The organism is Pseudomonas sp. GW822-FHT06B12 (assembly GCF_058799675.1).
This window is the reverse complement of the sequence record NZ_JBXALR010000003.1, coordinates 275,150-299,501: the sequence shown is the minus strand read 5'-3', so window position 1 is coordinate 299,501 and position 24,352 is coordinate 275,150. Positions and strand designations below refer to the sequence as shown.

General features: G+C 57.5%; 25 protein-coding genes and 1 tRNA gene. 5 read left to right on the top strand and 21 right to left on the bottom strand.

Annotated elements, in window-relative coordinates; all coding sequences use genetic code 11:
* Positions 1-10: 10 nt before the first annotated feature.
* The 4 genes from AC1RKH_RS08865 to AC1RKH_RS08850 form a co-directional block, all read right to left on the bottom strand.
* Entirely contained in the window at positions 11-208 is a 198-nt protein-coding gene (locus tag AC1RKH_RS08865; protein ID WP_493061455.1) for a hypothetical protein, read from the bottom strand.
* 256 nt (positions 209-464) lie between these two features.
* On the bottom strand, positions 465-647 hold the full coding sequence (locus AC1RKH_RS08860) for a hypothetical protein (protein WP_493061454.1): 183 nt from the start codon (positions 645-647) through the stop codon (positions 465-467).
* Positions 644-1,390: a zeta toxin family protein gene (locus AC1RKH_RS08855; RefSeq protein ID WP_493061453.1), complete on the bottom strand. Its 747-nt coding sequence runs from the start codon at positions 1,388-1,390 to the stop codon at positions 644-646. Before AC1RKH_RS08855 ends, AC1RKH_RS08860 begins: the two co-directional genes overlap by 4 nt.
* Positions 1,391-1,603: 213 nt before the next feature.
* Positions 1,604-1,693 (bottom strand) — tRNA-Ser (locus AC1RKH_RS08850).
* 307 nt (positions 1,694-2,000) lie between these two features.
* Here AC1RKH_RS08850 and AC1RKH_RS08845 point away from each other — a divergent pair.
* The 3 genes from AC1RKH_RS08845 to AC1RKH_RS08835 all read left to right on the top strand — a co-directional run bounded on the left by AC1RKH_RS08845 (position 2,001) and on the right by AC1RKH_RS08835 (position 4,733).
* Positions 2,001-2,690 (top strand): crotonase/enoyl-CoA hydratase family protein, encoded by a 690-nt coding sequence (locus AC1RKH_RS08845; protein ID WP_493061452.1) that lies wholly within the window; start codon positions 2,001-2,003, stop codon positions 2,688-2,690.
* A 216-nt stretch (positions 2,691-2,906) separates the two neighbouring features.
* Positions 2,907-3,629: a lysophospholipid acyltransferase family protein gene (locus tag AC1RKH_RS08840; RefSeq protein WP_493061451.1), complete on the top strand. Its 723-nt coding sequence runs from the start codon at positions 2,907-2,909 to the stop codon at positions 3,627-3,629.
* A 132-nt stretch (positions 3,630-3,761) separates the two neighbouring features.
* Positions 3,762-4,733 (top strand): magnesium and cobalt transport protein CorA, encoded by a 972-nt coding sequence (locus AC1RKH_RS08835; protein ID WP_493061450.1) that lies wholly within the window; start codon positions 3,762-3,764, stop codon positions 4,731-4,733.
* Between the two features lie 87 nt (positions 4,734-4,820).
* On the opposite strand, the gene AC1RKH_RS08830 is transcribed toward AC1RKH_RS08835, so the two are convergent.
* From AC1RKH_RS08830 to AC1RKH_RS08820, 3 genes are all read right to left on the bottom strand, one after another.
* A complete protein-coding gene (locus AC1RKH_RS08830) occupies positions 4,821-5,549 on the bottom strand; it encodes an amidotransferase (protein WP_493061449.1) in 729 nt (242 codons plus the stop codon).
* Positions 5,550-5,656: 107 nt separating this feature from the next.
* The gene (locus AC1RKH_RS08825) at positions 5,657-7,801 is read right to left on the bottom strand and encodes a 3-hydroxyacyl-CoA dehydrogenase NAD-binding domain-containing protein (protein ID WP_493061448.1); all 2,145 of its coding nucleotides are present in this window, start codon (positions 7,799-7,801) and stop codon (positions 5,657-5,659) included.
* A gap of 25 nt (positions 7,802-7,826) precedes the next feature.
* On the bottom strand, positions 7,827-9,032 hold the full coding sequence (locus AC1RKH_RS08820) for an acetyl-CoA C-acetyltransferase (RefSeq protein WP_493061447.1): 1,206 nt from the start codon (positions 9,030-9,032) through the stop codon (positions 7,827-7,829).
* Positions 9,033-9,637: 605 nt separating this feature from the next.
* Here AC1RKH_RS08820 and AC1RKH_RS08815 point away from each other — a divergent pair.
* A complete protein-coding gene (locus AC1RKH_RS08815; RefSeq protein WP_493061446.1) occupies positions 9,638-10,444 on the top strand; it encodes a c-type cytochrome in 807 nt (268 codons plus the stop codon).
* A 122-nt stretch (positions 10,445-10,566) separates the two neighbouring features.
* Here the strand turns inward: AC1RKH_RS08815 and AC1RKH_RS08810 are convergent, their stop codons facing one another.
* From AC1RKH_RS08810 to AC1RKH_RS08745, 14 genes are all read right to left on the bottom strand, one after another.
* Positions 10,567-11,370 carry a transglutaminase family protein gene (locus tag AC1RKH_RS08810; RefSeq protein ID WP_123425582.1) on the bottom strand — a complete coding sequence of 268 codons (804 nt, stop codon included), beginning with the start codon at positions 11,368-11,370 and terminating at the stop codon, positions 10,567-10,569.
* Entirely contained in the window at positions 11,367-12,317 is a 951-nt protein-coding gene (locus AC1RKH_RS08805; protein WP_123425581.1) for an alpha-E domain-containing protein, read from the bottom strand. The genes AC1RKH_RS08810 and AC1RKH_RS08805 overlap by 4 nt, the downstream gene beginning before the upstream one ends.
* 12 nt (positions 12,318-12,329) lie before the next feature.
* The gene (locus tag AC1RKH_RS08800; RefSeq protein WP_123425580.1) at positions 12,330-13,739 is read right to left on the bottom strand and encodes a circularly permuted type 2 ATP-grasp protein; all 1,410 of its coding nucleotides are present in this window, start codon (positions 13,737-13,739) and stop codon (positions 12,330-12,332) included.
* A 300-nt stretch (positions 13,740-14,039) separates the two neighbouring features.
* Positions 14,040-14,381 carry a ribonuclease E inhibitor RraB gene (locus AC1RKH_RS08795; RefSeq protein WP_493061445.1) on the bottom strand — a complete coding sequence of 114 codons (342 nt, stop codon included), beginning with the start codon at positions 14,379-14,381 and terminating at the stop codon, positions 14,040-14,042.
* Between the two features lie 211 nt (positions 14,382-14,592).
* Positions 14,593-14,829 carry a hypothetical protein gene (locus AC1RKH_RS08790; protein WP_493061444.1) on the bottom strand — a complete coding sequence of 79 codons (237 nt, stop codon included), beginning with the start codon at positions 14,827-14,829 and terminating at the stop codon, positions 14,593-14,595.
* Positions 14,830-14,967: 138 nt separating this feature from the next.
* Entirely contained in the window at positions 14,968-15,573 is a 606-nt protein-coding gene (locus AC1RKH_RS08785) for an START domain-containing protein (protein ID WP_123425578.1), read from the bottom strand.
* Positions 15,574-15,614: 41 nt separating this feature from the next.
* Entirely contained in the window at positions 15,615-15,869 is a 255-nt protein-coding gene (locus AC1RKH_RS08780) for a YkgJ family cysteine cluster protein (RefSeq protein ID WP_123425577.1), read from the bottom strand.
* A 167-nt stretch (positions 15,870-16,036) separates the two neighbouring features.
* Positions 16,037-16,540, bottom strand: a complete 504-nt coding sequence (locus tag AC1RKH_RS08775) for a translation initiation factor 2 (RefSeq protein ID WP_123426078.1) — start codon at positions 16,538-16,540, stop codon at positions 16,037-16,039.
* Positions 16,541-16,632: 92 nt separating this feature from the next.
* Positions 16,633-18,072, bottom strand: a complete 1,440-nt coding sequence (locus AC1RKH_RS08770) for an aminotransferase-like domain-containing protein (RefSeq protein ID WP_123425576.1) — start codon at positions 18,070-18,072, stop codon at positions 16,633-16,635.
* A gap of 212 nt (positions 18,073-18,284) precedes the next feature.
* Positions 18,285-19,097, bottom strand: coding sequence for an OmpA family protein (locus tag AC1RKH_RS08765; RefSeq protein ID WP_493061443.1), 813 nt, complete (start codon positions 19,095-19,097; stop codon positions 18,285-18,287).
* Complete coding sequence (locus AC1RKH_RS08760) at positions 19,094-19,450, bottom strand: DUF4398 domain-containing protein (RefSeq protein WP_123425574.1); 357 nt, start codon at positions 19,448-19,450, stop codon at positions 19,094-19,096. The genes AC1RKH_RS08765 and AC1RKH_RS08760 overlap by 4 nt, the downstream gene beginning before the upstream one ends.
* A gap of 9 nt (positions 19,451-19,459) precedes the next feature.
* Positions 19,460-20,284 (bottom strand): substrate-binding periplasmic protein, encoded by an 825-nt coding sequence (locus AC1RKH_RS08755; protein WP_493061442.1) that lies wholly within the window; start codon positions 20,282-20,284, stop codon positions 19,460-19,462.
* A gap of 82 nt (positions 20,285-20,366) precedes the next feature.
* Positions 20,367-21,296, bottom strand: coding sequence for an electron transfer flavoprotein subunit alpha/FixB family protein (locus tag AC1RKH_RS08750; RefSeq protein ID WP_493061441.1), 930 nt, complete (start codon positions 21,294-21,296; stop codon positions 20,367-20,369).
* Positions 21,297-22,046, bottom strand: a complete 750-nt coding sequence (locus tag AC1RKH_RS08745; RefSeq protein WP_489112303.1) for an electron transfer flavoprotein subunit beta/FixA family protein — start codon at positions 22,044-22,046, stop codon at positions 21,297-21,299. It abuts the gene before it with no gap.
* A gap of 547 nt (positions 22,047-22,593) precedes the next feature.
* Between AC1RKH_RS08745 and AC1RKH_RS08740 the strand changes: the two genes are divergently transcribed.
* Positions 22,594-24,258, top strand: coding sequence for an electron transfer flavoprotein-ubiquinone oxidoreductase (locus tag AC1RKH_RS08740; RefSeq protein ID WP_216743244.1), 1,665 nt, complete (start codon positions 22,594-22,596; stop codon positions 24,256-24,258).
* The last annotated feature ends 94 nt before the right edge of the window (positions 24,259-24,352 follow it).

Below are 24,352 nucleotides of genomic sequence, written 5' to 3'. Positions count from 1 at the left end.
CTTGAAGGGATTAGAGAAGCTTGATCAACACCGCAGTGACGGCGGCCACCGTGCCGATCAGGCCAGTCGCAACGGCTACCGGATACCAAAAAGTTTCACGGGTCATCTTGCCAGCCTCGGCATTCAGCTTGCGCTGCTCAGCCATCAGCTTGACGATTTCCACGTGAACCTTTTCCAGTTCGGCCTGTTGCAGGGTCAGCTCCTGCATAACGCTCATCCTTTCGGGTGGTGGGTCGGGTGTGCTGCGCTTTGATTCATTTTCTACCCTAAAGGTGCGAAATGAATAGCCCTTCCCGACTTGCTTCGTGTGAAGCGCTGAAACCCATGGAAGTGCTCAAGCACCTGGCTTTGCAGCGTTGCTTCCCACACCTCCATCATTTGCCCTACAGCAATTTCGGAAGCCCCGTAGGGGTCCAATGAAAAAGCCCAGCACTAGGCTGGGCTTCGGAATCGAGGAAATATTGTTATACGGGTGCCTTCGACGATTTTCGCGTCTTTTTGATCGCTTCAGCCCTTTCTATGACTTCTAGCTGAGAAGCGATAGCCTTGCTGATCACTTCTTCAAACACTCCTCGCTTCGTTTCCGCAGAAGCATTGGAGAAAAAATCAGCCAATGGGCTGTTTTTTCCGGCCTTAACGGCACTCATGACTGTTCCACCTCGGTTAATAGCTCAACGAGCTCGTTTTGATCATAGGTCTCAGGAATCAAAGCGTCAATTTGCTCTACGGAAACGTCGCCCTCGAAGGCCATAGCCGTACGATCCGTATTTTTTATGATCAAATCCACAGAAAAATGTTCACCGTAAGATTTCCTCAGCTCCACAACGTTTCGGCGCGCAGCCAAATACTGACTGACAAATGCATCCATTGGGATATTGCGCCCCTCAGTGATCTCCCTAGCTTTAACAAACTGCCAAGCTAGCTCAGGCCTTTGATAAACATAGATCACCTGAGCCACTCGTTGACTTCTCAGGACCCTGTCGATGTTCCGTCTTGCCACGTCAATATTTGCCAAGGTCCCATCAAGAAGAAATGAAAGGTGCTTGTTGAACGCCCGATCAAGCACCCTCTCCAAAATTTTGGTCACCGCACGCTGATAGAGGTATGAATTATCGCCAGCATACCCAGGAATCAAGCACCTGAAGTCGTCGGGATCAATGCGTAAAACTCTCTGCGCAGGCACACCTGGTATCCCCTCCTCCAAGGTTTCGACCATAGCCTTGGAAATCTCTGTTTTCCCTGCCCCTGGTGACCCAGCCATGAAAACGGTAAGCGGAGAAGCTTCCGCCGCGAAAATACTCGTGTCCGCAATTGTTCTGGCGAGCGACGTCCGATTCGCTTTTGCAAACTCAAAGGCTGCCTCTTCAATGGCAATTTCTTCAGGGGTCATATGAAACTCGGATTCACTCGTGGCGTCGTCTAAGGCTACGGCATGCCGACTATACCGGTTGCTACTGGTGATACGGCCATCTGGAATGATGCGGTCACATTTTCGGTTTCTCCTAGGTACCCCATCTGTTGGGATGTTCGCTTTTTTTTAGACGCCAGAAACCACAAAACCCCTGACTTCTTTCGAAATCAGGGGTTTTGTGTGTATCGAATGTGGCGGTGAAGGAGAGATTCGAACTCTCGATACAATTTCTTGTATACACACTTTCCAGGCGTGCTCCTTAAGCCACTCGGACACTTCACCGTATCTCTTCAAACATGTTCTGTCTGTCGAGGCGCGCTAATGTAGTCGAAAGCTTTTCCGATGGCAAACATTTTTTCAGAATTTTCATGCGGTTAAGAGATTTATGCGTTCGGGCGGGTTTGGAGACAGGGCAAACCTGCCAATCTTCGGCTGGGTGAATGCTTCTATATAGAGGGCAATGCGCGGTGCGTATGGCCGGCTACGCTTGGCGGGCGCGAGTTGGCTGACTGGTCGGTCAGTCTTGGTGCTTTACCTGGCCTACGGCGGTGGGTAACGTCTGCCCCACTTCAATACAAGGAATAGCGTCATGAGTGAGTTGATTTCCTACCATCTCGAAGACGGTATCGCGACCCTGACCTTGAGCAATGGCAAGGTCAATGCCATCTCGCCGGACGTGATTGCCGCGTTTAATACTGCGCTGGATCAGGCGGTGACGGATCGGGCGGTGGTGATCATCACCGGTCAGCCGGGCATTCTGTCGGGCGGTTATGACTTGAAGGTGATGACGGCCGGCCCTAAAGAAGCGGTGAGCCTGGTGACTGCCGGTTCGACCCTTGCCCGTCGTCTGTTGTCGCACCCTTTCCCGGTGATTGTCGCGTGCCCTGGGCACGCGGTGGCCAAGGGCGCGTTCATTCTGTTGTCGGCCGATTACCGGATTGGTGTCGACGGCCCGTTCAGCATTGGTCTGAACGAAGTGCAGATCGGCATGACCATGCACCACGCCGGTATCGAGTTGGCCCGTGATCGTCTGCGCAAATCGGCGTTCCACCGTTCGGTGATCAACGCTGAGATGTTCGATCCGCAAAGCGCGGTGGATGCTGGCTTCCTTGACAAGGTCGTCTCTGCTGAAGAACTGCAAGGTGCAGCACTGGCCATGGCGCGCCAGTTGAAGAAGATCAACATGACCGCTCACAAGAACACCAAGCTGAAAGTACGCAAGGCCCTGCTGGAGACGCTGGACAACGCGATCATCCAGGATCAGGAACATTTGGTTTAAGAAGCCCGAAAGCGCTGCAACGAAAAGCCCGACCGCCGAGTCGGGCTTTTTCTTGTCCGATCTGTTTACCGTCCCTCAGCCGCTCTAGGCTGCATCTGACGCTATAGTCAGAAACATGCGCTAAAACATCGCCTATCTCCTACCTCTATAGCGGCAATTGCCGAAAACAGTGCACATCCGTACACTGCGCCACCTTTTGTCCCGGTGGGCCTGTAAATGCTGTATCTGTTTCGCATGTTATTGATGGGTCTGCATTTTGTGGTAGCGGGCGTGCTCGGTGTAGTGCTTGGTCTGTGCCGACCGTTCAATCCGGATAACAGCCGTTTGTGCGCGCGCCTTTATGCCTGGCCGGCGATGTGTATTTTGCGTTTGCGAGTGAAGACCGATGTCGACGGGCTAACGAACAAGACGCAAAGCTGCGTGGTGATCGCCAACCATCAGTCGAACTACGATCTGTTTGTGCTGGGTAATGTGGTACCACACCGCACCGTGTGCATCGGCAAGAAGAGCCTGAAGTGGGTGCCGTTGTTCGGACAGCTGTTCTGGCTGGCGGGTAATGTGTTGATCGACCGTGGTAATGCGCACAAGGCTCGGCAATCGATGCTCACCACCACCAACACCTTGCAGCACAAAGACACCTCGATCTGGGTATTCCCGGAAGGTACGCGCAACCTTGGTGAAGAGTTGCTGCCGTTCAAGAAAGGCGCATTCCAGATGGCTATCGCCGCCGGGGTGCCGATCGTGCCCGTGTGCGTCAGCAGCTACATCAATCATATGCGCCTGAACCGCTGGCGCAGTGGGAAGATCCTGATCCGCTCGCTACCGGCAATTCCTACCGCCGCTTTGAGCATGGACGACATGCCGATGCTGATCGCCCAGTGCCGCGAACAGATGCGCGAGTGCATCGAGTCGATGGATCGACAGCTGCAAGCTGCCTGAATGAAGCCCGCCCTGTGCGGGCTTCTTTTTGCCGGCGAACTTCGCCGATTTTGCTGACTCTCAAGCCTCAGAGCAGGATAAGCTGAACGTTACCTGTCATTGTCATTTGCCAAGAAGAAGTGAATAAAAATCATGGGTAGAGTCGTTGCGTCTGCGGTCTACAGTGCCGGTAAGAGAGTCGCCAATATCACCCTCGATGAGGGCGCCGCCTGGGCTGCAAAACCAGGCCACTTTGTTTGGATCGGCCTTGAGGAGCCGAACGCCCAGGAGCTGGCCAACCTGCAACGTCAGTTCGGCCTGCACGAACTGGCAATTGAGGACGCCCTGGGTAAACACAGCCGACCGAAGCTGGAAACCTTCGGCGATGCGCTGTTTATCGTCACGTACTCGCCGGTGCGCCATGAGGGCAAACTGGAGTTCATCGAAACCCACATCTTTGCCGGCAAGGGTTACATCATCACCTGCCGTAATGGTCACTCGGCATCCTACGCGCATGTGCGCCAACGCTGTGAGGCGCGCCCGCTGTTGCTTGAGCACGGCGAAGATTTCGTCCTGTACGCCCTGCTCGATTTCGTCATCGAAAACTATCAGCCAGTGGGCGAAGCGATCCATAACGAGATCGATGAACTGGAGCGCAACGTGCTGCGTAGCACACTCAACGAAAAGGACATTCAGAACCTCCATGGTTTGCGTCGCGACGTGTTGCGCCTGCGCCGTTATGCAGCGCCAATGGTGGAAATCAGCGAGGAGCTGCAGAAGCTGAGCTTCCCGTTTATCGACAAGAACATGCGACCGTACTTTCGCGATGTGCAGATCCATGTCACACGGCAGATGGAAGACCTGACGACGTTACGCGACATCGCCAGCCAGACCATCGAGATCGGCGTGTTGCTGGAAGCAGCCCGACAAAGTGTGGTGCAACGCAAGTTTGCGGCCTGGGCGGCAATTCTGGCGTTCCCGACAGCGGTGGCCGGGATCTATGGGATGAACTTTCAGAACATGCCGGAACTGAGTTGGCACTACGGCTATTTCGTGGTGATGGGGTTTATGACTGTGGGCTGTTTCGGGTTGTGGGTGAGCTTCAAGCGGTCGGGGTGGTTGTAACGCCTTATCCTGTAGGAGCTGCCGCAGGCTGCGATCTTTTGATCTTGAACTTTAAAGATCGCAGCCTGCGGCAGCTCCTACGGGCATCTATACGGATTTGGTCTGGGGTTTGTGGGCCACAAACCGCATCATCCATTCCGCAACAGTGGTGCCGTGGTGCTCATGCGCCAGGCTGGCCACGCCTTTCTGATAGACCTGTTCGCCAAGATGTTGCTGGCGAAATTCCAGTAACGCCCGCGAGTAATCGTGAATGAACTCCGGGTGGCCCTGGAAGCACAGTACCTGGTCGTTGATGTGGTACGCGGCGTACGGGCAAAAATCGCTGGAAGCGATCACCGTAGCGTTTTCCGGTAGCGCGGTGACCTGATCCTGGTGGCTGATCAACAAGGTCAGTTCTTCCCGCACCGGGCTCATCCACGGCGCTTTGGCGGCGAGTTTGTACTTGTGGGTGCCGACGCCCCAGCCCTGCGTCGCGCGCTCGCTTTTGCCGCCCAACAGCAGCGCCAGCAATTGATGGCCGAAGCACACGCCCAGCAGCTTGTCGCCGCGCTCATAGCGCGCCAACAGGTAAGTCTTGAGGGTTTGAATCCACGGATCGGTGCCGAACGAATCAGCCTTGCTGCCGGTCACCAGATAGGCATCGAAGCTCAACTCATCGCTCGGGTACTCGCCTTGCATCACGTTGTAGACGGTGAACTCGGCAGCGATGGGTTGCTGCGAAAACAGACGCTGGAACATCTGCCCGTAACCCTGATACTGATCGACCAGTTCTGGGCGCAGGATGTCGGTTTCCAGAATGCAGATGCGTAACGACATAAAAAATACCTGACACGATAGAGGCGATAGTGCACACCCAGAGCCTGCCTTGAAACGTTGGGTCAGGCAAGCCCGGTGCGCACCGCCAATCCGTCAGAGCGACTCCCTCAGAACAACGCTCCCTTCGCGGCCTTTTCCAACAACAAAGCCGGCGGCGTGAAACGCTCGCCGTACTGCTCGGCCAGGTACTGGGCGCGGGCGACGAAGTCTTTCACGCCATATTGGTTGATGAACTGCAACGCCCCACCCGTCCAGGCAGCGAAGCCAATGCCGAAGATCGAACCGATGTTGGCGTCGGCCGTCGACTGCAGCACGCCCTCCTCCACGCAGCGCACGGTTTCGATGGCTTGCACAAACAGCAAGCGATCGCGTACGTCCTGTGGTGATATCTGCCCGTCAGCCTTCTCGAAACGCGTTTTCAGCCCTGGCCACAAATGTTTTTGCCCTCCAGCCGGATACTCATAGAAACCACCGCCAGCGGCTTTACCAGGACGTTTGTATTCGTTGAGCAGCAGGTCGATCACGGCAAAGGCCGGATGCACTGTCAGCGGTTTGCCTTCGGCTTGCAGGTCCTTGGCGGCTTGCTGGCGGATATGGCTCATCAGGCTCAGGGAAACCTCGTCGGAAATCGCCAGCGGACCAATCGGCATTCCGGCCTTGCGTGCCTCGGTTTCGATCATCGGCGCCGAGATGCCCTCGCCGAGCATGGCGATGCCTTCATTGGTGAAGGTGCCGAACACCCGCGAGGTGAAGAATCCCCGACTGTCGTTGACCACAATCGGGGTTTTCTTGATTTGCAGGACGAAATCGAAACCACGGGCCAGGGTTTCATCGCTGGTATTGGCGCCTTTGATGATCTCCACCAGCGGCATTTTATCGACCGGGCTGAAGAAGTGCAGACCGATAAATTTCGACTGATCCGGCACCGCTGTCGCCAGGCCACTGATCGGCAAGGTCGAGGTGTTGGAAGCGATAACCGCATCCACGCCGACGATTTTTTGCGCGGCTGACGAGACTTTGGCTTTCAGCTCGCGGTCTTCGAATACGGCTTCGATGATCAGGTCACAACCCGCCAGATCGGCGTCCTGCTCGGTGGTTTTGATCCGCGCCAGCGTGGCTTCCCGTTGCGCTGCGCTTAACTGGCCACGGGCGACTTTTTTGTCCAGCAGTGCTGCCGAATGGGCCTTGCCCTTTTCGGCTGCCGTCAGGTTGATGTCCTTGAGCACCACGTCGATACCGGCCACGGCGCTGACGTAGGCAATGCCCGCGCCCATCATCCCCGCACCGAGCACCCCGACTTTCTTGGTCACGTAAGGTGCGAAACCTACAGGCCGCGAACCTCCGGCATTGATCTCGTTAAGCTGGAACCAGAAGGTGCCGATCATGTTTTTCGCCACCTGGCCGGTAGTCAGCTCGGTGAAGTAGCGGGTTTCGATCAGTTGCGCCGTGTCGAAATCGACTTGAGCACCCTCAACCGCGGCGCAGAGGATCTTCTCCGGTGCCGGCATGCAACCCTGAGTTTTACTGCGCAAAATCGACGGCGCGATGGCCAGCATCTGCGCGACTTTCGGGTGCGACGGTGTACCACCGGGAATCTGGTAACCGCTCATATCCCAAGGCTGTTTGACCGCAGGGTTGGCAACAATCCACGCGCGCGCCTTCGCCAGCAGTTCATCACGATCCGCCGCCAGCTCATCGACCAAACCGGCTTGCAGTGCTGGCTGCGGCCGAACTTTCTTGCCTTCGAGCAAATACGGCAGTGCCTTCTCCAGACCTAGCATGCGCACCATGCGCACCACCCCGCCGCCGCCCGGCAGCAGCCCCAGCGTGACTTCCGGCAAACCGATCTGCACCGACGAATTGTCCAGCGCAACGCGGTGATGGCAGGCCAGGCAGATTTCCCAGCCGCCGCCCAGTGCCGCACCATTGATCGCCGCAACCACTGGTTTGCCGAGTGTTTCCAGCGTCCGAAGCTGAGCTTTGAGTGTCAGCACCATATCGTAGAAGGCTTTGGCTTGGGGCTTGCCGACCTTGATCAACTCGTTGAGATCGCCGCCAGCGAAGAAGGTTTTTTTCGCGGAGGTGATGATCACTCCGGCGATCGAATCCTTGTCGGCCACCAGGCGCGCAACGCAGCCAGCCATGGCGTCGCGGTACACCGCGTTCATGGTGTTGGCGCTCTGGCCCGGCATGTCGATGGTCAGGACGACAATCTGGTCCTGACCTTTTTCGTAACGAATGGCATCAGTCATAAAGGTGCTTCCTTGAAGTCGGGGCTCAGAGGCGTTCAATGATGGTGGCAATGCCCATGCCGCCGCCGACGCAAAGGGTCGCCAAACCGTAGCGCAACTGCCGCACTTCCAGTTCATCGAGCAAGGTGCCGAGAATCGCGCAACCGGTGGCGCCCAGCGGGTGGCCCATGGCGATGGAGCCGCCGTTGACGTTGACCTTGGTCGGATCGATGGCCATGTCCTTGATGAACTTGAGCACCACCGAGGCAAACGCTTCGTTGACCTCGAACAGATCGATGTCCTCGACGCGCAGCCCGGCCCTGGCCAAGGCCTTGCGAGTGGCCGGCGCAGGTCCGGTCAGCATGATGGTCGGATCGGTGCTGGTGACTGCAGTGGCGACGATCCGCGCCCGTGGCTGCAAACCCAACTCTCGACCACGAGCGGCGGAGCCGATCAACATCAGCGCCGCGCCGTCGACGATCCCCGAGCTGTTGCCCGGTGTGTGAACGTGGTTGATGCGTTCGATGTGGCTATAGACCCGCAGCGCGGTGGCGTCGAAACCCATTTGCCCGATCATCTCGAAGCTCGGCTTGAGCTTGCCCAGACCTTCCAGCGTCGACTCGGCGCGAATGAACTCGTCATGATCGAGCAGGACGATACCGTTCTGATCCTGCACCGGCACCAGGGACTTTTTAAACGAACCATCCGCCCGTGCCCGTGCAGCCTTCTGCTGGGAGTGCAGCGCGTACGCATCGACGTCCTGACGGCTGAATCCCTCGATCGTGGCGATCAGGTCGGCGCCGACGCCTTGTGGAGTGAAATGGCTGTGCAGGTTGGTCTGCGGGTCAAGCGCCCAGGCGCCGCCATCGCTGCCCATCGGCACCCGCGACATGGACTCGACGCCGCCGACCACCACCAGGTCCTCGAAGCCGGAGCGAACCTTCATCGCACCGAGATTCACCGCCTCCAGCCCGGACGCGCAAAACCGGTTGATTTGCACGCCCGCGACGCTGACGTCCCAGTCGGCCACCAGCGCTGCGGTTTTGGCGATATCGGCGCCCTGATCACCAATCGGCGTGACACAGCCGATCACGATGTCATCGACCTGGCTGGTGTCGAGCTGCGTACGCTGCTGCAAAGCGCCGAGCAAGCCTGCCAGCAGGTTCACCGGCTTGACGCTGTGCAAGGCGCCATCGGCCTTGCCTCGGCCACGGGGCGTGCGTAACGCATCGAAAATCAAAGCTTGGGTCATGACATCCTCGTACCGCTGGCAGATGAATAATGAGCGAGTTCTCACCTTAGGCTCAGCAGCGGCGGATTCAATGACCGAAGCGCTCAACGGCCTTGACGGTCACGCTCAGACGGACGGTAGTGAGCTATCGGATTAACCGGTTCAGGTCAGCGAACTGTCTAGCAAAAGGCCGGCAAAGCAGCTGGCAATACGCCTCATGCCTTTTTAGTAGCTGTTTGTTCTTATTTGATACGAAATGGATCTAAACCACAGCCTGCGGGGCCCCTAAGGTAAACCTTACGAGGTTGTCGTCGGGTTTTGCCGAGGCGCTCGTGAGAAGGGAACTACAGCGCTTTGCCGTCATGGAGAAATGCAGGCAAGCATTCGACGCTCAGGAAATAACAAAAAAAGGCAGACAGCCATGTTCAAACATTCGAAGGTACGTCAAGCCGGGCTCATTCTATTCGCCACTACGCTGATACTGATTTTGCCGAACCTTACAAAAATGATCGGATAATCAAGCGTGGTTGTTTACGACGCCTCACTAAAAATCTGACTCGCTCGCTACCCGGGTCAGCGTGCGTGTGCCAACCTTTACGGCATACCCACGACAGGATGGCGATCACTTGAAAAGTCTACTTTTGCTCTGGGCCTTGTTGCTCAGCACACCCTTGTATGCTGCGCAACTGGTGCTCGATCTGGGCAGCGGCAGCCAAACCTGGCGGACCGAGGAGTTGCTCAAACATCCTCAGGTTCAGACTATTCAGATCACCGACGATGTGTCCTATAAACGGGACATGAGTTATCGCGCTGTACCGCTGGCGGCGTTGTTGACCGGAATAAAAGCCGACGACCACTTGCAAGCCGTGGCCCTGGACGGTTTCGCTGCCGAGCTGGCTGCCGCGCCTTTGCTCAACACGGAGGGCGCGCAGGCGTGGTTGGCCATTGAAGACCCGGCCAAGCCTTGGCCAGCGCTGGCGGAGGGTAAACCCAGCGCCGGACCGTTTTATCTGGTGTGGACCAACCCTCAGGCCGGGCACATCAGTCCCGAGCAATGGCCTTTCCAGGTCGCCAGTATCAAACGCCTGGCAGCGGTAGGCGTACGCTTCCCTGCCCTGCTTCCAGACCCGGCGCTCGCAGCCAATGACCCGGTGAATCTGGGCTACGCGCTGTTCCAGAAAAACTGCCTGGCGTGCCACCGTGTGAATGGCGCGGGCGATGCGCAGTTTGGTCCTGACCTGAACATTCCCTTCAGCCCAACCGAGTACTTTGGCGCCGAATTCCTCAAGCGCTATATCCGCGACCCGCAAAGCTTGCGCCAGTGGCCACAGGCGAAGATGCCGGGGTTCTCGACGGCGGTATTGTCGGATGAGGAGCTGACGTTGCTGGTGGGGTATTTGAAGCATATGGCGGGGCGTAAGCAGCAGCCCTGATAGTTTGAGAGATGTGGTGTTAGTAAGGGCCTCATCGCGAGCAAGCTCGCTCCCACAGGATTTCCGGCACACTGGAGATCCAATGTGGGAGCGAGCTTGCTCGCGATGAGGTATCCCCAATCTTACTGCTGTTGCACCGAAATCACCGGCGTCGGCGAGACGAACACCTTGGCGTGCATCTGTTCACACCCACCGCCACGGCGCATGCCGCGTACCGGGCAGGCATCGAGATAGTCGAGGCCTACCGCCAGTTTCAGATGACGCTCGGGCCTGGCCAGTTCGTTGGTGACATCGAAGCTGTACCACGCGTCGTCGAGCCAGGCTTCGGCCCAGGCGTGACTGGCCAGGTGCTCGCTGTTTTCGCTGTACAGGTAACCCGACACATACCGCGCTGGAATCCCCAGGCTGCGCGTGCAGGCGAGAAACGCATGAGCGTGATCCTGACAGACGCCCGCGCGCCCGGCGAAGGCTTGAGCGGCGCTGGTTTCGACTTCAGTGGACCCCGGCGTGTAGGTCATGTGCTGGTTAAGGCCATGCATCAAGTCGATCAGCGCTGTGCGATCACGGCGTTGACGACATTCCTTCTCGGCGAACGCACGTAGCGCCTCATCCGCCTCGGTCAGTCGAGTGAAACGCAAGAACGGCAGCGCCGACTGGCTTTCATGTTCGGCCTCACGCAGTTCATCGATGTCCACCTGGCCCCGCGCTCCGATGATGATCGCCTCGTGGGGCTCGTCCATCGTCAGCACGTGCAGGATGTTGCCGAACGGATCGAGTTGCGCGCGCACCGGACGTGGCAGGTCGAGTTGCCAGCTGAGCACGTGCTGACGCTCACTGTCGTGCGGTGTCAGTCGCAAATACTGGATGCTCGCCCGCACCTGATCTTCGTAGTGATAGGTGGTCTCGTGGCTAATGGAAAGTCTCATGCAGCCTCCAGATAGGAACTGTGTATGGCGTTGCCCAACTGGCGCACCAGCGGGATGAATTCGGTCAGCCAGGCGTGCAGGCCTTCGTCGAGGATTTCGTTGATACCGGTATAACGCAGCCGCGCGTCCATTTCCGCTGCCAAACGTTGTGCAGGACGGCCGTTGGCCCCCGGCAGTTGGGCGAGGATCTGATCGATTTCTTCAGTGCAGGCACGCAGCGAACGCGGTACGTCGGCACGCAACAGCAACAGCTCGGCGACATGCCGAGCGCCAGGCGCGTCGCGGTAGATCTCGGTGTACGCCTCGAACGACGACAAGGCGCGCAGCAATGCGCTCCATTGGTAATAGGCGTGGGCGGTGCCATCGCTGACAGCCTCGGCCTGATCGCCGGCCATTTCGTAGCGGGCATCGAGCAGGCGCAACGTGTTGTCAGCCCTTTCGATGAACGTCCCCAGACGAATGAAGCGAAAGGCATCGTTGCGCATGATGGTGCCGTAGGACGCGCCCCGAAACAGGTGGGAGCGTTCTTTGATCCACTCGCAGAAACGGCTCATGCCATAACGGCTGAGGCCCTGTTCGGCAATACCGCGAATCTCCAGCCAGGTAGAGTTGATGTTTTCCCACATGTCGGCGGTGATCCGCCCACGTACCGCGTGAGCACTGGCCCGCGCAGCACCGAGACAGCTGTAGATGCTGGCCGGGTTGGCCGCATCCAGGGCAAAGAAGTGCAGCAATCGTTCGGCGTGCAATTCGCCATGACGCTCCAGGTAATCGTCCAGCGTACCGGTGATCAGCAAGGGCATCGCCAATTCGTGCAGACCGTCACCGCGGCCATCCTGCGGCATCAATGACAGCGAATAACTGATATCGAGCATCCGTGCGAGGTTTTCCGCCCGCTCCAGGTAACGCGACATCCAATACAAATCCGAGGCAGTTCTACTTAACATGGCAGGCTTCCTTCAATCCTCGACCACCCAGGTGTCCTTGGTTCCGCCCCCCTGGGACGAATTGACCACCAGGGATCCTTCGCGCAGGGCTACACGGGTGAGGCCGCCGGGTACGACCCGGGTTTCGCGGCCAGACAGGACAAACGGGCGCAAGTCGATGTGCCGTGGGGCGATGCCGTTTTCGACAAACGTCGGGCAGGTCGACAGGGACAACGTCGGTTGTGCGATATACGCGTGGGGCTTGGCCTTGATGCGTGCGCGAAACGATTCGATCTCTGCCGCAGAGGCCGCGGGTCCGACCAGCATTCCGTAACCACCGGAACCCTGGGTTTCCTTGACCACCAGTTCAGGCAGGTTCGCCAAGACGTGAGACAACTCTGACGGGTTGCGACACTGCCAGGTCGGCACGTTTTTCAGGATCGGTTCTTCGTCCAGGTAGAAACGAATCATGTCGGTCACGAACGGATAAACCGACTTGTCGTCCGCGACACCGGTGCCGATGGCATTCGCCAACACCACATTGCCAGAGCGATAGGACGACAGCAGCCCTGGAACGCCGAGCATCGAATCCGGATTGAACGCCAACGGATCGAGGAAGGCATCATCGAGGCGACGGTAGATCACATCGACGGCTTTCGGCCCATCGGTGGTGCGCATGAACACCTTGTCATCACGTACGAACAGGTCCGCGCCCTCCACCAGTTCCACGCCCATCTCGCGCGCCAGAAACGCATGCTCGAAGAACGCACTGTTGAAGCGCCCGGGGGTCAGTACCACGACACTCGGGTTGTCCAGCGGGCTCGAGCTTTTCAGGGTGTCGAGCAACAGGTTCGGGTAATGATCGATGGGCGCGATGCGCTGGGCGGCGAACAACTCGGGGAAAAGCCGCATCATCATCTTGCGGTCTTCGAGCATGTAGCTGACGCCACTGGGCGTGCGCAAATTGTCTTCGAGCACGTAGTACGTGCCGTCGCCATCGCGCACCAGATCGACGCCTGAGATATGCGAATAGATATCGCGATGCAGATCCAGCCCTTGCATGGCCAGCTGGTATTGCTCGTTGGCCAGCACTTGTTCGGCCGGGATGATGCCGGCCTTGATGATGCGCTGCTCGTGATACAGGTCGGCAAGAAACATGTTCAGTGCCTTGACCCGTTGAATACAGCCGCGCTCGACGATCCGCCATTCACTGGCGGGGATGCTGCGGGGAATGGTGTCGAAGGGAATCAGGCGCTCTGTCCCCTGCTCATCACCATAGAGCGTGAAGGTTATCCCGGCGCGATGAAATAACAGATCGGCCTCGCGTCGCCGTTGTGCCAAAAGCTCGTCAGGCGTTTCAGCTAACCAACGGGCAAACTCCCGATAATGCGGGCGGACCAGGCCGCCGGCGTCGTACATCTCATCAAAATAGGTGCGGATCATGCCGTACTCCTTGTCACCCGGACACCTAGGCTTCGCAAGGCCCGTGCCAGCGGCATAAACGCTTTATTATCAATCGGTTGGATAATCGCCCAATGCACACCGCACCAATCCTGTGCGGCAAATGCCCCAACCTGATCGCCCCCGCTTCATTGCGAAGCAATGCTCATGGCTATTACCAGCATAGCCAGAGTTGATTTCACTGCTCGCGTGCGGCTGCAATTCTCTGATGTTTAATGAACACAAACGAAAACGGCCAACCCTGAGGTCAGCCGTTGCTGAGTGTTGTCGCTGTTCATAGTGTTATGCGAGTAGCCCTCGTACCTCCTGCTTGACGCCCCATCCTTCGATAATCCCACCCAAAGGCTCGACCACCGCCTCAAAGTCCTGTTCGAAGTCACCGATGCCGCCGTAAGTGGCGTACATCACCTTGCTCAACTCCAGATGCCAGGCACCGTCATCACGCACGCTGATCTGCGCATTCAAGGACTCACCGCGAAAATGCCCTGCCGCCCTGCGTGCCCGCTCCTCATCCGGGAAAATGGCGTAGAACTCGATGGGATGGAACCGTGAAAAGTCAAAACCGCCCTCTTTCATGCGGCGCAGCACGCTGCTGCTGATGTCTTCTTGATAGGCTGTGCTCATGAAACGTCCTCCTCAAACTGATGGATAGACTTTCCGTACTCCCTGCGCCCGCAACCGAATGGTGAGGGCGATACGGCAATCAGATTGCCGCCGGGAAACAAGCATGTAGCTGACAAGACCAGACCTTAGCGATCCATTCGCTGATCTCGATTGCAGAGTAGCCCCAAGTCAGAGCTGCTGCCAAGGCCTGGTTGCGAGTCGCATCAAGAGGTTATGCAATTGGAGTGATACTAAGAATTTCAATGCTGTTCTGATCTTTCAGACTTTTGACTGTCGGATCATCGGTTCGACCCTCCAGATCATTGAGATCGAGCTCGGCCGGAACAGGGAGGAGTTTTGCACGAATCAATTGCGCGGCCCGCTCCATCGTGGGTTCTTGATCGCAATCGAATTGCTCCACGGTCTGCACACCATGATCATCAACGAAGGTGACTTCCCACTTTTGCATTGGTGCCTCCTCGATAAAACCCATTGATGGGCTTACAACATCTCGACCCCGAACGCCGAGCAATCGTTCCCGCGCAAACCAATGCTTTAGCACGAAAAAAGGCCGCCTGTTGGCGACCTCTCTGCAACGCGCGCGGGATTACTTCTCGGCGCGTTCTTTCAGTGCTTTCAAGGTATCGAATGGCGCGTCGACAACGAACTTGTTGGCCAGCCAGGACGGCACGCTGCCACCCGGCTCAGTGTGAACCTGATAGGTCACTTCGACCTGGTCAGCGCCTTTTGGAATGAACTTCCAGAAGCCTTGAACCTGGGTGACACGCACAAAACCTTTTTCTTCAGGAAGGTAGGTCGGCACACCTTCAAGCTTACGGGTCAGGCTGCCATCGGCACCTGCGACGGTGGTCACGTGCAGCACCGAATCACGTGCAGTCACCGGCCATGGGGTATTGAACTGAGTGTAGGTCCAGCTTTGATCGCCTTCGTGCTTGAGCAACTTCTGCGATTTGCACTCGTGAATCCAGGCACACGCACCGACCACGTCTTCCTGAAGAGCGCGCAGCTTGGCCACGGTGGTCTTCATCACAGTCACACCGCGATAGGCCTTGTATTGAGACCCGGCGACTTCACTCAGGGAAACCTTGATACCGTCCTCATCCTTGGCAGTTTTCCAGTCTTCAGCCTGGGCTGTCGTGGCCAGCAGAACGGTCAAACCACACAACACAGCGATACGATGCAGCGAACCCATAGTCTTATTCCTTATTGTTGAAGTTCCGTTCGTTGAACACACTACGCCGCGGTCATTTCCTCCCACCAACCGATCAACTTGATGGCTTCTTCCCGACTGTTGCCGCAGACCTCGATATCCGCCTGAAACGCGCTACATACTGCCGGACGTTCAGGTTTGCCGAAGATACTGCACAGATTGTCGACAGAAAGTTGCACACAACGCTCTCCCGCCGCTTTGCCGTTGGGCATTCCGGGGATAGGTGTGCTGATGGAAGGGGCAATGCAACAGGCGCCACAGCCTTCACGGCAGTTCATGACGACACGCTCCTCGCGACGGGTAGTGTGTTGAATAACGTGGACTAGAGTACCCGCTAAAACAGCCGTTTGAAATTGGCCGGACAGCGGTTTTTTCATTCAAATACGCGTGACTGACCAGTCTCCGACAAAGCGTCTGGTTCGGGAGTCACGGATCTGCGAGTGATTTAGTGCTTGAACTCGAACTCAAGTGCCGCGCCTTCTACTTCTCGGTGCTCTTCTTTGCGCATTTGCAACTGCATTTCGTTGCTGAGCAGGCGCCCGTTGAGCTGAAACGGGCTGTCATCTTTGGGCTTTTCACCAAACATGGGCGGCAGCAAAGGCGCGTGTTTGACTAGCGGGACACTCCCGACAGGTTGCAACTGCTTGACCATATCCGGTGGCAGACTCAAATCCAGCTTGGCCGGTGGCAAGTACGTGGTTCTAACCACCTCACTCGCGGATTTCGATTTTGAGGCAACAGGTGGGCGTTTTTTTTGGGGTGTCGGCTTCTTCGACGCTTCGGTCTTTTTGACAGGGGCATGGTTTTTCGCCGGCGCAGCGGGCTTCGCCTTCACCTCAGACGTGCTGACTGCCCCTTTATCTGGAGCAGCCGCAGCCATCGCGCTGCCCGGAATGAAGACACTCAAAAGGCACGCCAACATCAATCCCGCAGGGAAAATCGCTTTCATAAACACTACAGCGCTAACGGCAGAGGGCCATATGCTCGCTTGTTGTAAAGCCCCTGACAAGCTCACATAGCAATCCAGCCCTCGAGTCCGCGTCAAAAGCCGCTAGCGGTCTCCTGACACAGCTGAGTAGCGAGCATCCCGAGTGTCATCAGCGCCCGCTCGGCTTCACGATTCCACGGCGTGCCGCAGTTCAAGCGAATGCAGTGATTGAACTGCTCGGTGTTACTGAAAATAAGCCCCGGCGCGATACTGATGCCCTGCTGCAACGCCCGTACATGCAATTCCTGCGTATTGACCCGTCCCGGCAGGCTGACCCATAGAATGAAGCCGCCTGTGGGCCGGCTCATCTGCGTTCCTTCTGGGAAATACTGCTGCACCGCCAACTGGAAAGCGCTGAGATTTTTGCGGTATTCCTGACGGATGTAGCGCAAGTGGCGATCGTAGCCGCCATTCTCCAGATAAGCTGCAATCCCCATCTGCGTCACGCTGCACGCCGAATGGGTGCTGAAGGTCTGCAAACGCTGGATTTCCTGCTGGTACTTGCCGGCAATCATCCAGCCGATACGCACACCGGGCGACAGGGTCTTGGAGAAACTTGAGCAATAGATGACCCGATCCAGCCGGTCATAGGCTTTCAACGATTTGGTGCGGCCCTGCTCGAACATCAACTCGCCGTAAATATCGTCTTCGACAATCTGGATATCGAAGTCCGAAGCCAGGCGCAGCAGCTGCTTTTGCCGCTCTTCCGGCATGGTGCCACCCAGCGGGTTGCTCAGGCGGGTGGTCAGCACCAACGCCTTGATCGACCATTGGTTGGCGGCCAACTGCAAGGCTTCCAGGCTCATTCCCGTCGCCGGGTCGCTGGGAATCTCGATGACTTTCAAACCCAGTAAATCGGCGAGTTGCAACAGACCGTAGTAGGTCGGCGACTCCGCTGCGATCAGATCGCCGGGACGCGTCAGGACGCGCAACGACATTTGCAGCGCATCGACACAACCATGGGTGATGACCACTTCTGAAGGATCGACCACTACGCCGGCATCACGCATGCGGATTGCCACCTGACGACGCAGCGGCTCAAACCCCGGGCTGAACATGTAACTGAACGCCCGCGGGCTGTGGAACCGTGTGACCTTGGCCAATTGCTGGTGCAACGCCCGTACCGGCAGGTAGTCGACACTGGGCACCGCCGCGCCTAGCGGGAACACCCCTTCACGACGCGACTCGACCAACACTTGCTGAATGATACTGCTGCGCGTGACCAGGCCAGGACGCTCGACACGCGCGATATCCGGTGTCGGCGCGGTCAGTGCCGGGGTCTGGTGGACGTAGTAACCCGATTGCGGACGCGCGCGAATCAGCCCCTGATCTTCAAGATTGGCATACGCCTGAAGCACCGTCGCATGGCTGACATTCAGCTGCGAGCTCATCTTGCGCACTGAAGGCACGCGCTCGCCAGGCTGATAGACACCACGCCGGATATCCTCAGCCAACTGCTGAGCGATACGTTGATAGAGCAAGAGATTGGTCATGACGCAGCACTCGATTTCACGGGCATTTTATTCTTGTGTGAAACAATACCGGAACAGTTTAGAAGTGTACTGGGACAGTTGCCACAATAGTCGACCGTACAGTGCAGTGACAGCAAAAACTGTACTGCTTTTATGGGTATGGGCGCGATCCAATTCGCAGGCAAAAAAAACCCGGCACCACTGAGGGGCCGGGTTTTCCAATAACGCTGACCTTAGCGGGCAGCGCCAAGCTGGCCTTTTTCGTCGGAGAACACAATTTCGACCCGGCGGTTTTGCGCGCGCCCCCGCTCGGAAGCGTTGGCCTCTACCGGATACTCATCACCGTAGCCTTCGACCTGAATACGTTTATCGTCGATTCCCAGATCGATCAGCATGTCAGCCACTGACTGGGCACGGTCGCGAGACAAATGGAGATTGTCCTGCTTGCCGCCGGTGCTGTCGGTATAGCCTTCGATACGCACCACACGCTTGGGGTTGAGCTGAAGGAACTGGACGATTTTCAGTACGGTGCGGTTTGCCGAGTTTTTCAGCTCGGCTTCCCCCGTGTCGAACAATACATCGCCGAGGGTCATGACCAGACCCCGATCGGTCTGGGTCGTGGCCAGATTGATGATTTGTTCTTCGAGCCATTTACCCTGTTGCTGCACGCTGAGCAGTTTGTTCTCGCGCAATGCCAGTTGCAGGCGCTGACGCTCCAACTCAAGCTTCACCGCACGCTCATCATTCAGCGCTTGCTCTGTGTGTTGACGGGCAATTTCGCTGTAACGCTGACTCAGGTAAGCGTAATGCTGAACATCCGCGCCGCTGCCCCAGTAGGTCGACAGGCGATCAGCTCGGGCAAGGGATTCACCGGCCCGAATCACGTCCTTGGGCGCAATGCGCAGTACATTCGAATCTTCCTTGACCTTCTGAAAGTCGGCGCCGGCTTGTTGCAAAGCCGCCGCGCTGTGTTGACCTGCGCAGCCGGCAAGCCCTGCGCAACCGACCAGCAGCAAGCCGCCCAGGAATGTGTTTTTCAGGTTCATTGGGCATCTCCCAGTTGCTTGCGCAGGCGAGTGATGCGGGTATTGAGCACGTTCAGTTTCTCCTGACTTTTCAACGTCAGAACCTTGGCCTCGGCCAAGCGCGCGTCCAGCTCCGCCTGTTCGGCCTGCATGCGCGCATCCTTGAACGATTGATGGCTCATGTCGGCCTGAGCCTGAGCGAACTTGCCTTCAGCGAGTTTCAGCTCGGGCACATCTTCAGTAGTTGCCCCAACGGCGGCGGCCTGTTCCAGGGTCCGTTCGGTCAAACGCAATTGTTCATTCGGCGCCGGATCGGCTGCACAACCCGCCAGAGCCAGAACGGCCAGGGCAGCGAAAAGAGGTCGAAGAGTCACTAAAAATCCCTACTGTTTTGGGGTGCTGACGGGTTGCTGCAAGTGTGCTTTCCAGCGCTCCAGATTGCGCTGCAGCACGGCCTCCGTCAGGCCGGACGCGGGCAATTCTGTCATCTTTTTCGACAACTGTCCGCGTAACCATGGATCGTTGCAGGCAGAGTTGCGGGAAATGGCGAGGAACAGCCCCGGTTGGTCGATCGGTTGCGGATACGTCTTTACGTCATTGGCCATACCCAATGTCTGTGCCATGGCCATCCCGGTATAACGCCCGGCGAGCACATAATCCGCTTCACCCAGCAGCAACTTCTGAAAAGCCTGTGTCAGGTTTGGCAGACTCATCAAGGTCAATTGCTCTTGTGCATAGGTCTCGAAAGGTTGTGTTAAACGAGCCTTTGCCGAGACTGCACCAACATACCCACGCAGGTCCTGCGCCTCGTTGTAGACCAGTGCCGAGCCCTTGCGGGTCCAGACCAGATAGTCGTTTTCCACCAGCGGCGGCTGGATGTAGTCCAGTGACTCGAGTTGATTCTCCATCAGAGGCGCATCAGCCAGCATGTCGATGCGCCCGCTGCGCACTTCATCCAGCGCCTGGGAGCGTTTGCCGGCGTACAGCAGCTCAACCTTGATCCCCAACTCCCCCGCCATCTGCTGCAACAAGTCGGCGCTGGTACCGATCAAGTGCACCGGATCTTGCGGGTCTTGCCATAGATACGGTGGTGCATCCGGGCTGCCGGTCACCACCAGACGCTCGCATTTGCCCGCGGCAACTGAGAATAAGGGCAAAGCCGACAGGCTCAGCAGCAGCCACAAGCCGCTCCAGCGACGCAAATCCATGGCGCATTTCTCCCACACTCAAATCGCAGACAATAAAAAACCCGGCCAAAAGGCCGGGCTCTTTATAAGTTAAGCCGCTGGATTAGACCAGCTTCTCAAACTCGGGGATGGCTTCGAACAAGTCCGCCACCAGGCCGTAATCGGCCACCTGGAAGATCGGCGCTTCTTCGTCCTTGTTGATCGCAACGATCACTTTGGAGTCTTTCATGCCGGCCAGGTGCTGGATCGCGCCGGAGATACCGACGGCGATGTACAGCTGTGGCGCAACGATCTTGCCGGTCTGACCAACCTGCATGTCGTTCGGTACGAAACCTGCGTCGACCGCGGCGCGAGAAGCGCCAACAGCAGCGCCCAGCTTGTCGGCCAGAGCGTACAGGTGTTTGAAGTTATCGCCGTTCTGCATGCCGCGGCCGCCGGATACGACGATCTTGGCAGCGGTCAGTTCCGGACGATCGGACTTGGCCAGCTCTTCGCCAACGAAGCTGGAAGTGCCAGCGTCGTGAGCAGCAGCAACCGCTTCAACGGCAGCCGAACCACCAGCAGCTGCCACCGGGTCGAAACCGGTAGCACGCACGGTGATCACTTTTACCGAAGCGTTGGACTGAACGGTAGCGATGGCGTTACCGGCATAGATTGGGCGCTTGAAGGTGTCAGCGCTTTCAACCGAGATGATCTCGGAGATTTGGTCAACGTCCAGCTGAGCGGCAACGCGCGGCAGGATGTTTTTGCCGTTGGAGGTAGCGGCAGCCAGAATGTGGCTGTAGCCCTTGCCCAACTCTGCAACCAGAGGCGCTACGTTTTCCGGCAGCTGGTGAGCGTAAGCAGCGTTGTCGGCGACCAGCACTTTGGCCACGCCAGCGATTTTCGCGGCAGCTTCAGCTACAGCGCCAACGCCCTGACCTGCGACCAGAACGTGGATGTCACCACCGATTTTAGCGGCAGCGGCCACAGTGTTCAGCGTGGCCGGGGCCACTACTTTGTTGTCGTGTTCAGCAATAACCAAGATAGTCATTTAGATTACCTTCGCTTCGTTTTTCAGTTTCTCGACCAGTTCAGCCACCGACTTGACCTTGATGCCCGCGCTGCGTGCAGCCGGCGCTTCGACTTTCAGGGTTTTGTTGGTGGAGGCGGTGGAAACGCCCAAAGCGTCCGGAGTCAGCACTTCGAGAGGCTTCTTCTTGGCTTTCATGATGTTTGGCAGGGACGCGTAGCGCGGCTCGTTCAAACGCAGGTCGGTGGTGACGATGGCCGGCAGTTTCAGCGAAACAGTCTGCGCGCCGCCGTCGATTTCGCGGGTCACGGCAACTTTGTCGCCAGTGACTTCGACTTTCGAGGCGAAGGTGCCCTGACCGTAACCGCTCAGTGCAGCGAGCATCTGGCCAGTCTGGTTGTTGTCGCTGTCGATGGCTTGTTTGCCAAGGATCACCAACGAAGGCTGTTCCTTGTCGACAACAGCCTTGAGCAGCTTGGCAACGGCCAGGGAAGTCAGGTCTTCGGCGGATTCGACGAGGATGGCGCGGTCGGCACCCAGAGCCAGCGCGGTGCGCAGTTGCTCTTGAGCGGTGGACGGGCCGATGGAGACGACGACGATTTCAGTCGCAACACCTTTCTCTTTCAGGCGTACGGCTTCTTCCACTGCGATTTCGCAGAAAGGGTTCATCGACATCTTGACGTTAGCGAGATCGACGCCGGAGTTGTCCGCTTTGACGCGAACCTTGACGTTATAGTCGACTACTCGTTTGACAGCTACAAGAACCTTCATGGATTCCTCGTTACTCTCCGGTGAAAAGAAAGTCGCCTAGGCGAACCTGGCGGTTGATGCTCATCGGGCACAAGGGCACCTCTAAAAACGCCGGCATTTGTAATGGGTGACCCCGCTCACGAGGCGTGATGACCGTTCGTCAGTGGTGACTAACGAGTCATTCTTTGTCGCGGCGTGTAAACTTCGCGCCAAACCTGCGCTGCGCGTCACCTTGTACTGCCTTCGCCCTGTCTTTAGAGGTGCTCTTGAAACCAACAGTCAGCCTACGGCGAGCGCAAAACCGCCCGTATCTTGACCGGAACGCCTATTCCGGTCAATACGCCAAAATGGCCAGTTATAAGCCGCGCTTCTTTGATTTCTCTGGCCTCGAGCAAATTCAAACAAACGTTTGTATTGGACGCTGAGAGTGGTGTAGATATAATGCGCCACCTAGAGAGAAAGGTGGTTCATCGATTGTCCCTTCCCCCGCCTGTCGTGGGAATTCATGGATGCGACACCAAACCTCCAATTAGAAAAAAACTGTTGAGCCTTGAGTAGGAGATAACCTGTGGAACGCGAATACATGGAATTCGACGTGGTCATCGTCGGTGCCGGCCCCGCTGGTCTTTCCGCCGCCTGCCGATTGAAGCAGAAGGCCGCCGAAGCCGGTAAGGAAATTAGCGTCTGCGTGGTCGAAAAAGGCTCCGAAGTCGGCGCTCACATTCTTTCTGGCGCGGTGTTCGAACCTCGGGCCCTGAATGAATTGTTCCCTGACTGGAAAGAACTCGGCGCACCGCTGAACACTCCGGTCACTCGCGATGACATCTTCGTTCTCAAGAACGCCGATGGCGCGATCAAGATTCCAGACCTCTTTGTGCCCAAGACCATGCACAACGAAGGCAACTACATCATATCCCTGGGCAACCTGTGCCGCTGGCTGGCTCAGCAGGCCGAGAACCTGGGCGTAGAGATCTACCCAGGCTTCGCCGCTCAGGAAGCGCTGTTCGACGAAAACGGCGTGGTTCGCGGGATCATCACCGGCGACCTGGGCGTTGACCGTGAAGGCAATCCGAAAGAAGGCCTGTACACCCCAGGCATGGAACTGCGTGGCAAGTACACGCTGTTCGCCGAAGGCTGCCGTGGCCACATCGGCAAGCAGTTGATCAAGCGCTTCAACCTCGACACCGACGCCGACGCTCAGCACTACGGCATCGGCCTGAAAGAAATCTGGGAAATCGATCCGGCCAAACATCAGCCAGGCCTGGTGGTGCACACCGCCGGTTGGCCGCTGGACATCATGGGCACCGAAAACACCGGTGGCTCGTTCCTCTATCACCTGGAAAACAATCAGGTGGTGGTTGGCCTGATCGTTGACCTGTCCTACAGCAACACTTACCTGTCGCCGTTCGACGAGTTCCAGCGCCTCAAGCATCACCCGGTGCTCAAGCAGTACCTGGAAGGCGGTAAGCGCATCAGCTACGGCGCGCGCGCAATCTGCAAAGGTGGCCTGAACTCGCTGCCGAAGATGGTCTTCAAGGGCGGCGCGCTGATCGGTTGCGACCTCGGCACCCTGAACTTCGCGAAGATCAAAGGCAGCCACACCGCGATGAAGTCCGGCATGCTCGCCGCTGACGCCGTGGCCGACGCCCTGTTCGCAGGCTCCGAAGGCGCTGATGAGTTGAACAGCTACGTTGAATCGTTCAAAGCCAGCTGGCTCTACGAAGAACTGTTCGCCAGCCGTAACTTCGGCCCGGCGATCCACAAGTACGGCGCGATCGTCGGCGGTGGCTTCAACTGGCTCGATCAGAACATCTTCGGCGGCAAACTGCCGTTCACCTTGCACGATACCAAGCCGGACTACGCCTGCCTCAAGCTGGCGGCCGACAGCAAGAAGATCGACTACCCGAAACCGGACGGCAAACTGAGCTTCGACAAGCTCAGCTCGGTGTTCATCTCCGGTACCAACCACGAAGAAGAACAGCCTTGCCACCTGAAGCTGGCCGACGCGAGCATCCCGATCAGCAAGAACCTGCCGCTGTATGATGAGCCTGCTCAGCGCTACTGCCCGGCTGGCGTGTATGAAGTAATCACCAAGGAAGACGGCGAGAAGCGCTTCCAGATCAACGCCCAGAACTGCGTGCACTGCAAGACCTGTGACATCAAGGACCCTGCGCAGAACATCACCTGGGTAACACCGGAAGGTGCTGGCGGCCCGACTTACCCGAACATGTAAGTCGTACGCTTGAACATCAAGGCTCCCGAACGGGGGCCTTTTTGTTGCCTGGAGAAAACGACACCGCCAGCTGCGACAGAGACCGCGCAGCGTC

Coding starts and splice junctions, on each gene's coding strand:
- AC1RKH_RS08865 (WP_493061455.1), bottom strand. CDS start 208: ATGCAGGAGCTGACCCTGCAACAGGCCGAACTGGAAAAGGTTCACGTG.
- AC1RKH_RS08860 (WP_493061454.1), bottom strand. CDS start 647: ATGAGTGCCGTTAAGGCCGGAAAAAACAGCCCATTGGCTGATTTTTTC.
- AC1RKH_RS08855 (WP_493061453.1), bottom strand. CDS start 1,390: ATGACCCCTGAAGAAATTGCCATTGAAGAGGCAGCCTTTGAGTTTGCA.
- AC1RKH_RS08845 (WP_493061452.1), top strand. CDS start 2,001: ATGAGTGAGTTGATTTCCTACCATCTCGAAGACGGTATCGCGACCCTG.
- AC1RKH_RS08840 (WP_493061451.1), top strand. CDS start 2,907: ATGCTGTATCTGTTTCGCATGTTATTGATGGGTCTGCATTTTGTGGTA.
- AC1RKH_RS08835 (WP_493061450.1), top strand. CDS start 3,762: ATGGGTAGAGTCGTTGCGTCTGCGGTCTACAGTGCCGGTAAGAGAGTC.
- AC1RKH_RS08830 (WP_493061449.1), bottom strand. CDS start 5,549: ATGTCGTTACGCATCTGCATTCTGGAAACCGACATCCTGCGCCCAGAA.
- AC1RKH_RS08825 (WP_493061448.1), bottom strand. CDS start 7,801: ATGACTGATGCCATTCGTTACGAAAAAGGTCAGGACCAGATTGTCGTC.
- AC1RKH_RS08820 (WP_493061447.1), bottom strand. CDS start 9,032: ATGACCCAAGCTTTGATTTTCGATGCGTTACGCACGCCCCGTGGCCGA.
- AC1RKH_RS08810 (WP_123425582.1), bottom strand. CDS start 11,370: ATGAGACTTTCCATTAGCCACGAGACCACCTATCACTACGAAGATCAG.
- AC1RKH_RS08805 (WP_123425581.1), bottom strand. CDS start 12,317: ATGTTAAGTAGAACTGCCTCGGATTTGTATTGGATGTCGCGTTACCTG.
- AC1RKH_RS08800 (WP_123425580.1), bottom strand. CDS start 13,739: ATGATCCGCACCTATTTTGATGAGATGTACGACGCCGGCGGCCTGGTC.
- AC1RKH_RS08795 (WP_493061445.1), bottom strand. CDS start 14,381: ATGAGCACAGCCTATCAAGAAGACATCAGCAGCAGCGTGCTGCGCCGC.
- AC1RKH_RS08790 (WP_493061444.1), bottom strand. CDS start 14,829: ATGCAAAAGTGGGAAGTCACCTTCGTTGATGATCATGGTGTGCAGACC.
- AC1RKH_RS08785 (WP_123425578.1), bottom strand. CDS start 15,573: ATGGGTTCGCTGCATCGTATCGCTGTGTTGTGTGGTTTGACCGTTCTG.
- AC1RKH_RS08780 (WP_123425577.1), bottom strand. CDS start 15,869: ATGAACTGCCGTGAAGGCTGTGGCGCCTGTTGCATTGCCCCTTCCATC.
- AC1RKH_RS08775 (WP_123426078.1), bottom strand. CDS start 16,540: ATGAAAGCGATTTTCCCTGCGGGATTGATGTTGGCGTGCCTTTTGAGT.
- AC1RKH_RS08770 (WP_123425576.1), bottom strand. CDS start 18,072: ATGACCAATCTCTTGCTCTATCAACGTATCGCTCAGCAGTTGGCTGAG.
- AC1RKH_RS08765 (WP_493061443.1), bottom strand. CDS start 19,097: ATGAACCTGAAAAACACATTCCTGGGCGGCTTGCTGCTGGTCGGTTGC.
- AC1RKH_RS08755 (WP_493061442.1), bottom strand. CDS start 20,284: ATGGATTTGCGTCGCTGGAGCGGCTTGTGGCTGCTGCTGAGCCTGTCG.
- AC1RKH_RS08750 (WP_493061441.1), bottom strand. CDS start 21,296: ATGACTATCTTGGTTATTGCTGAACACGACAACAAAGTAGTGGCCCCG.
- AC1RKH_RS08745 (WP_489112303.1), bottom strand. CDS start 22,046: ATGAAGGTTCTTGTAGCTGTCAAACGAGTAGTCGACTATAACGTCAAG.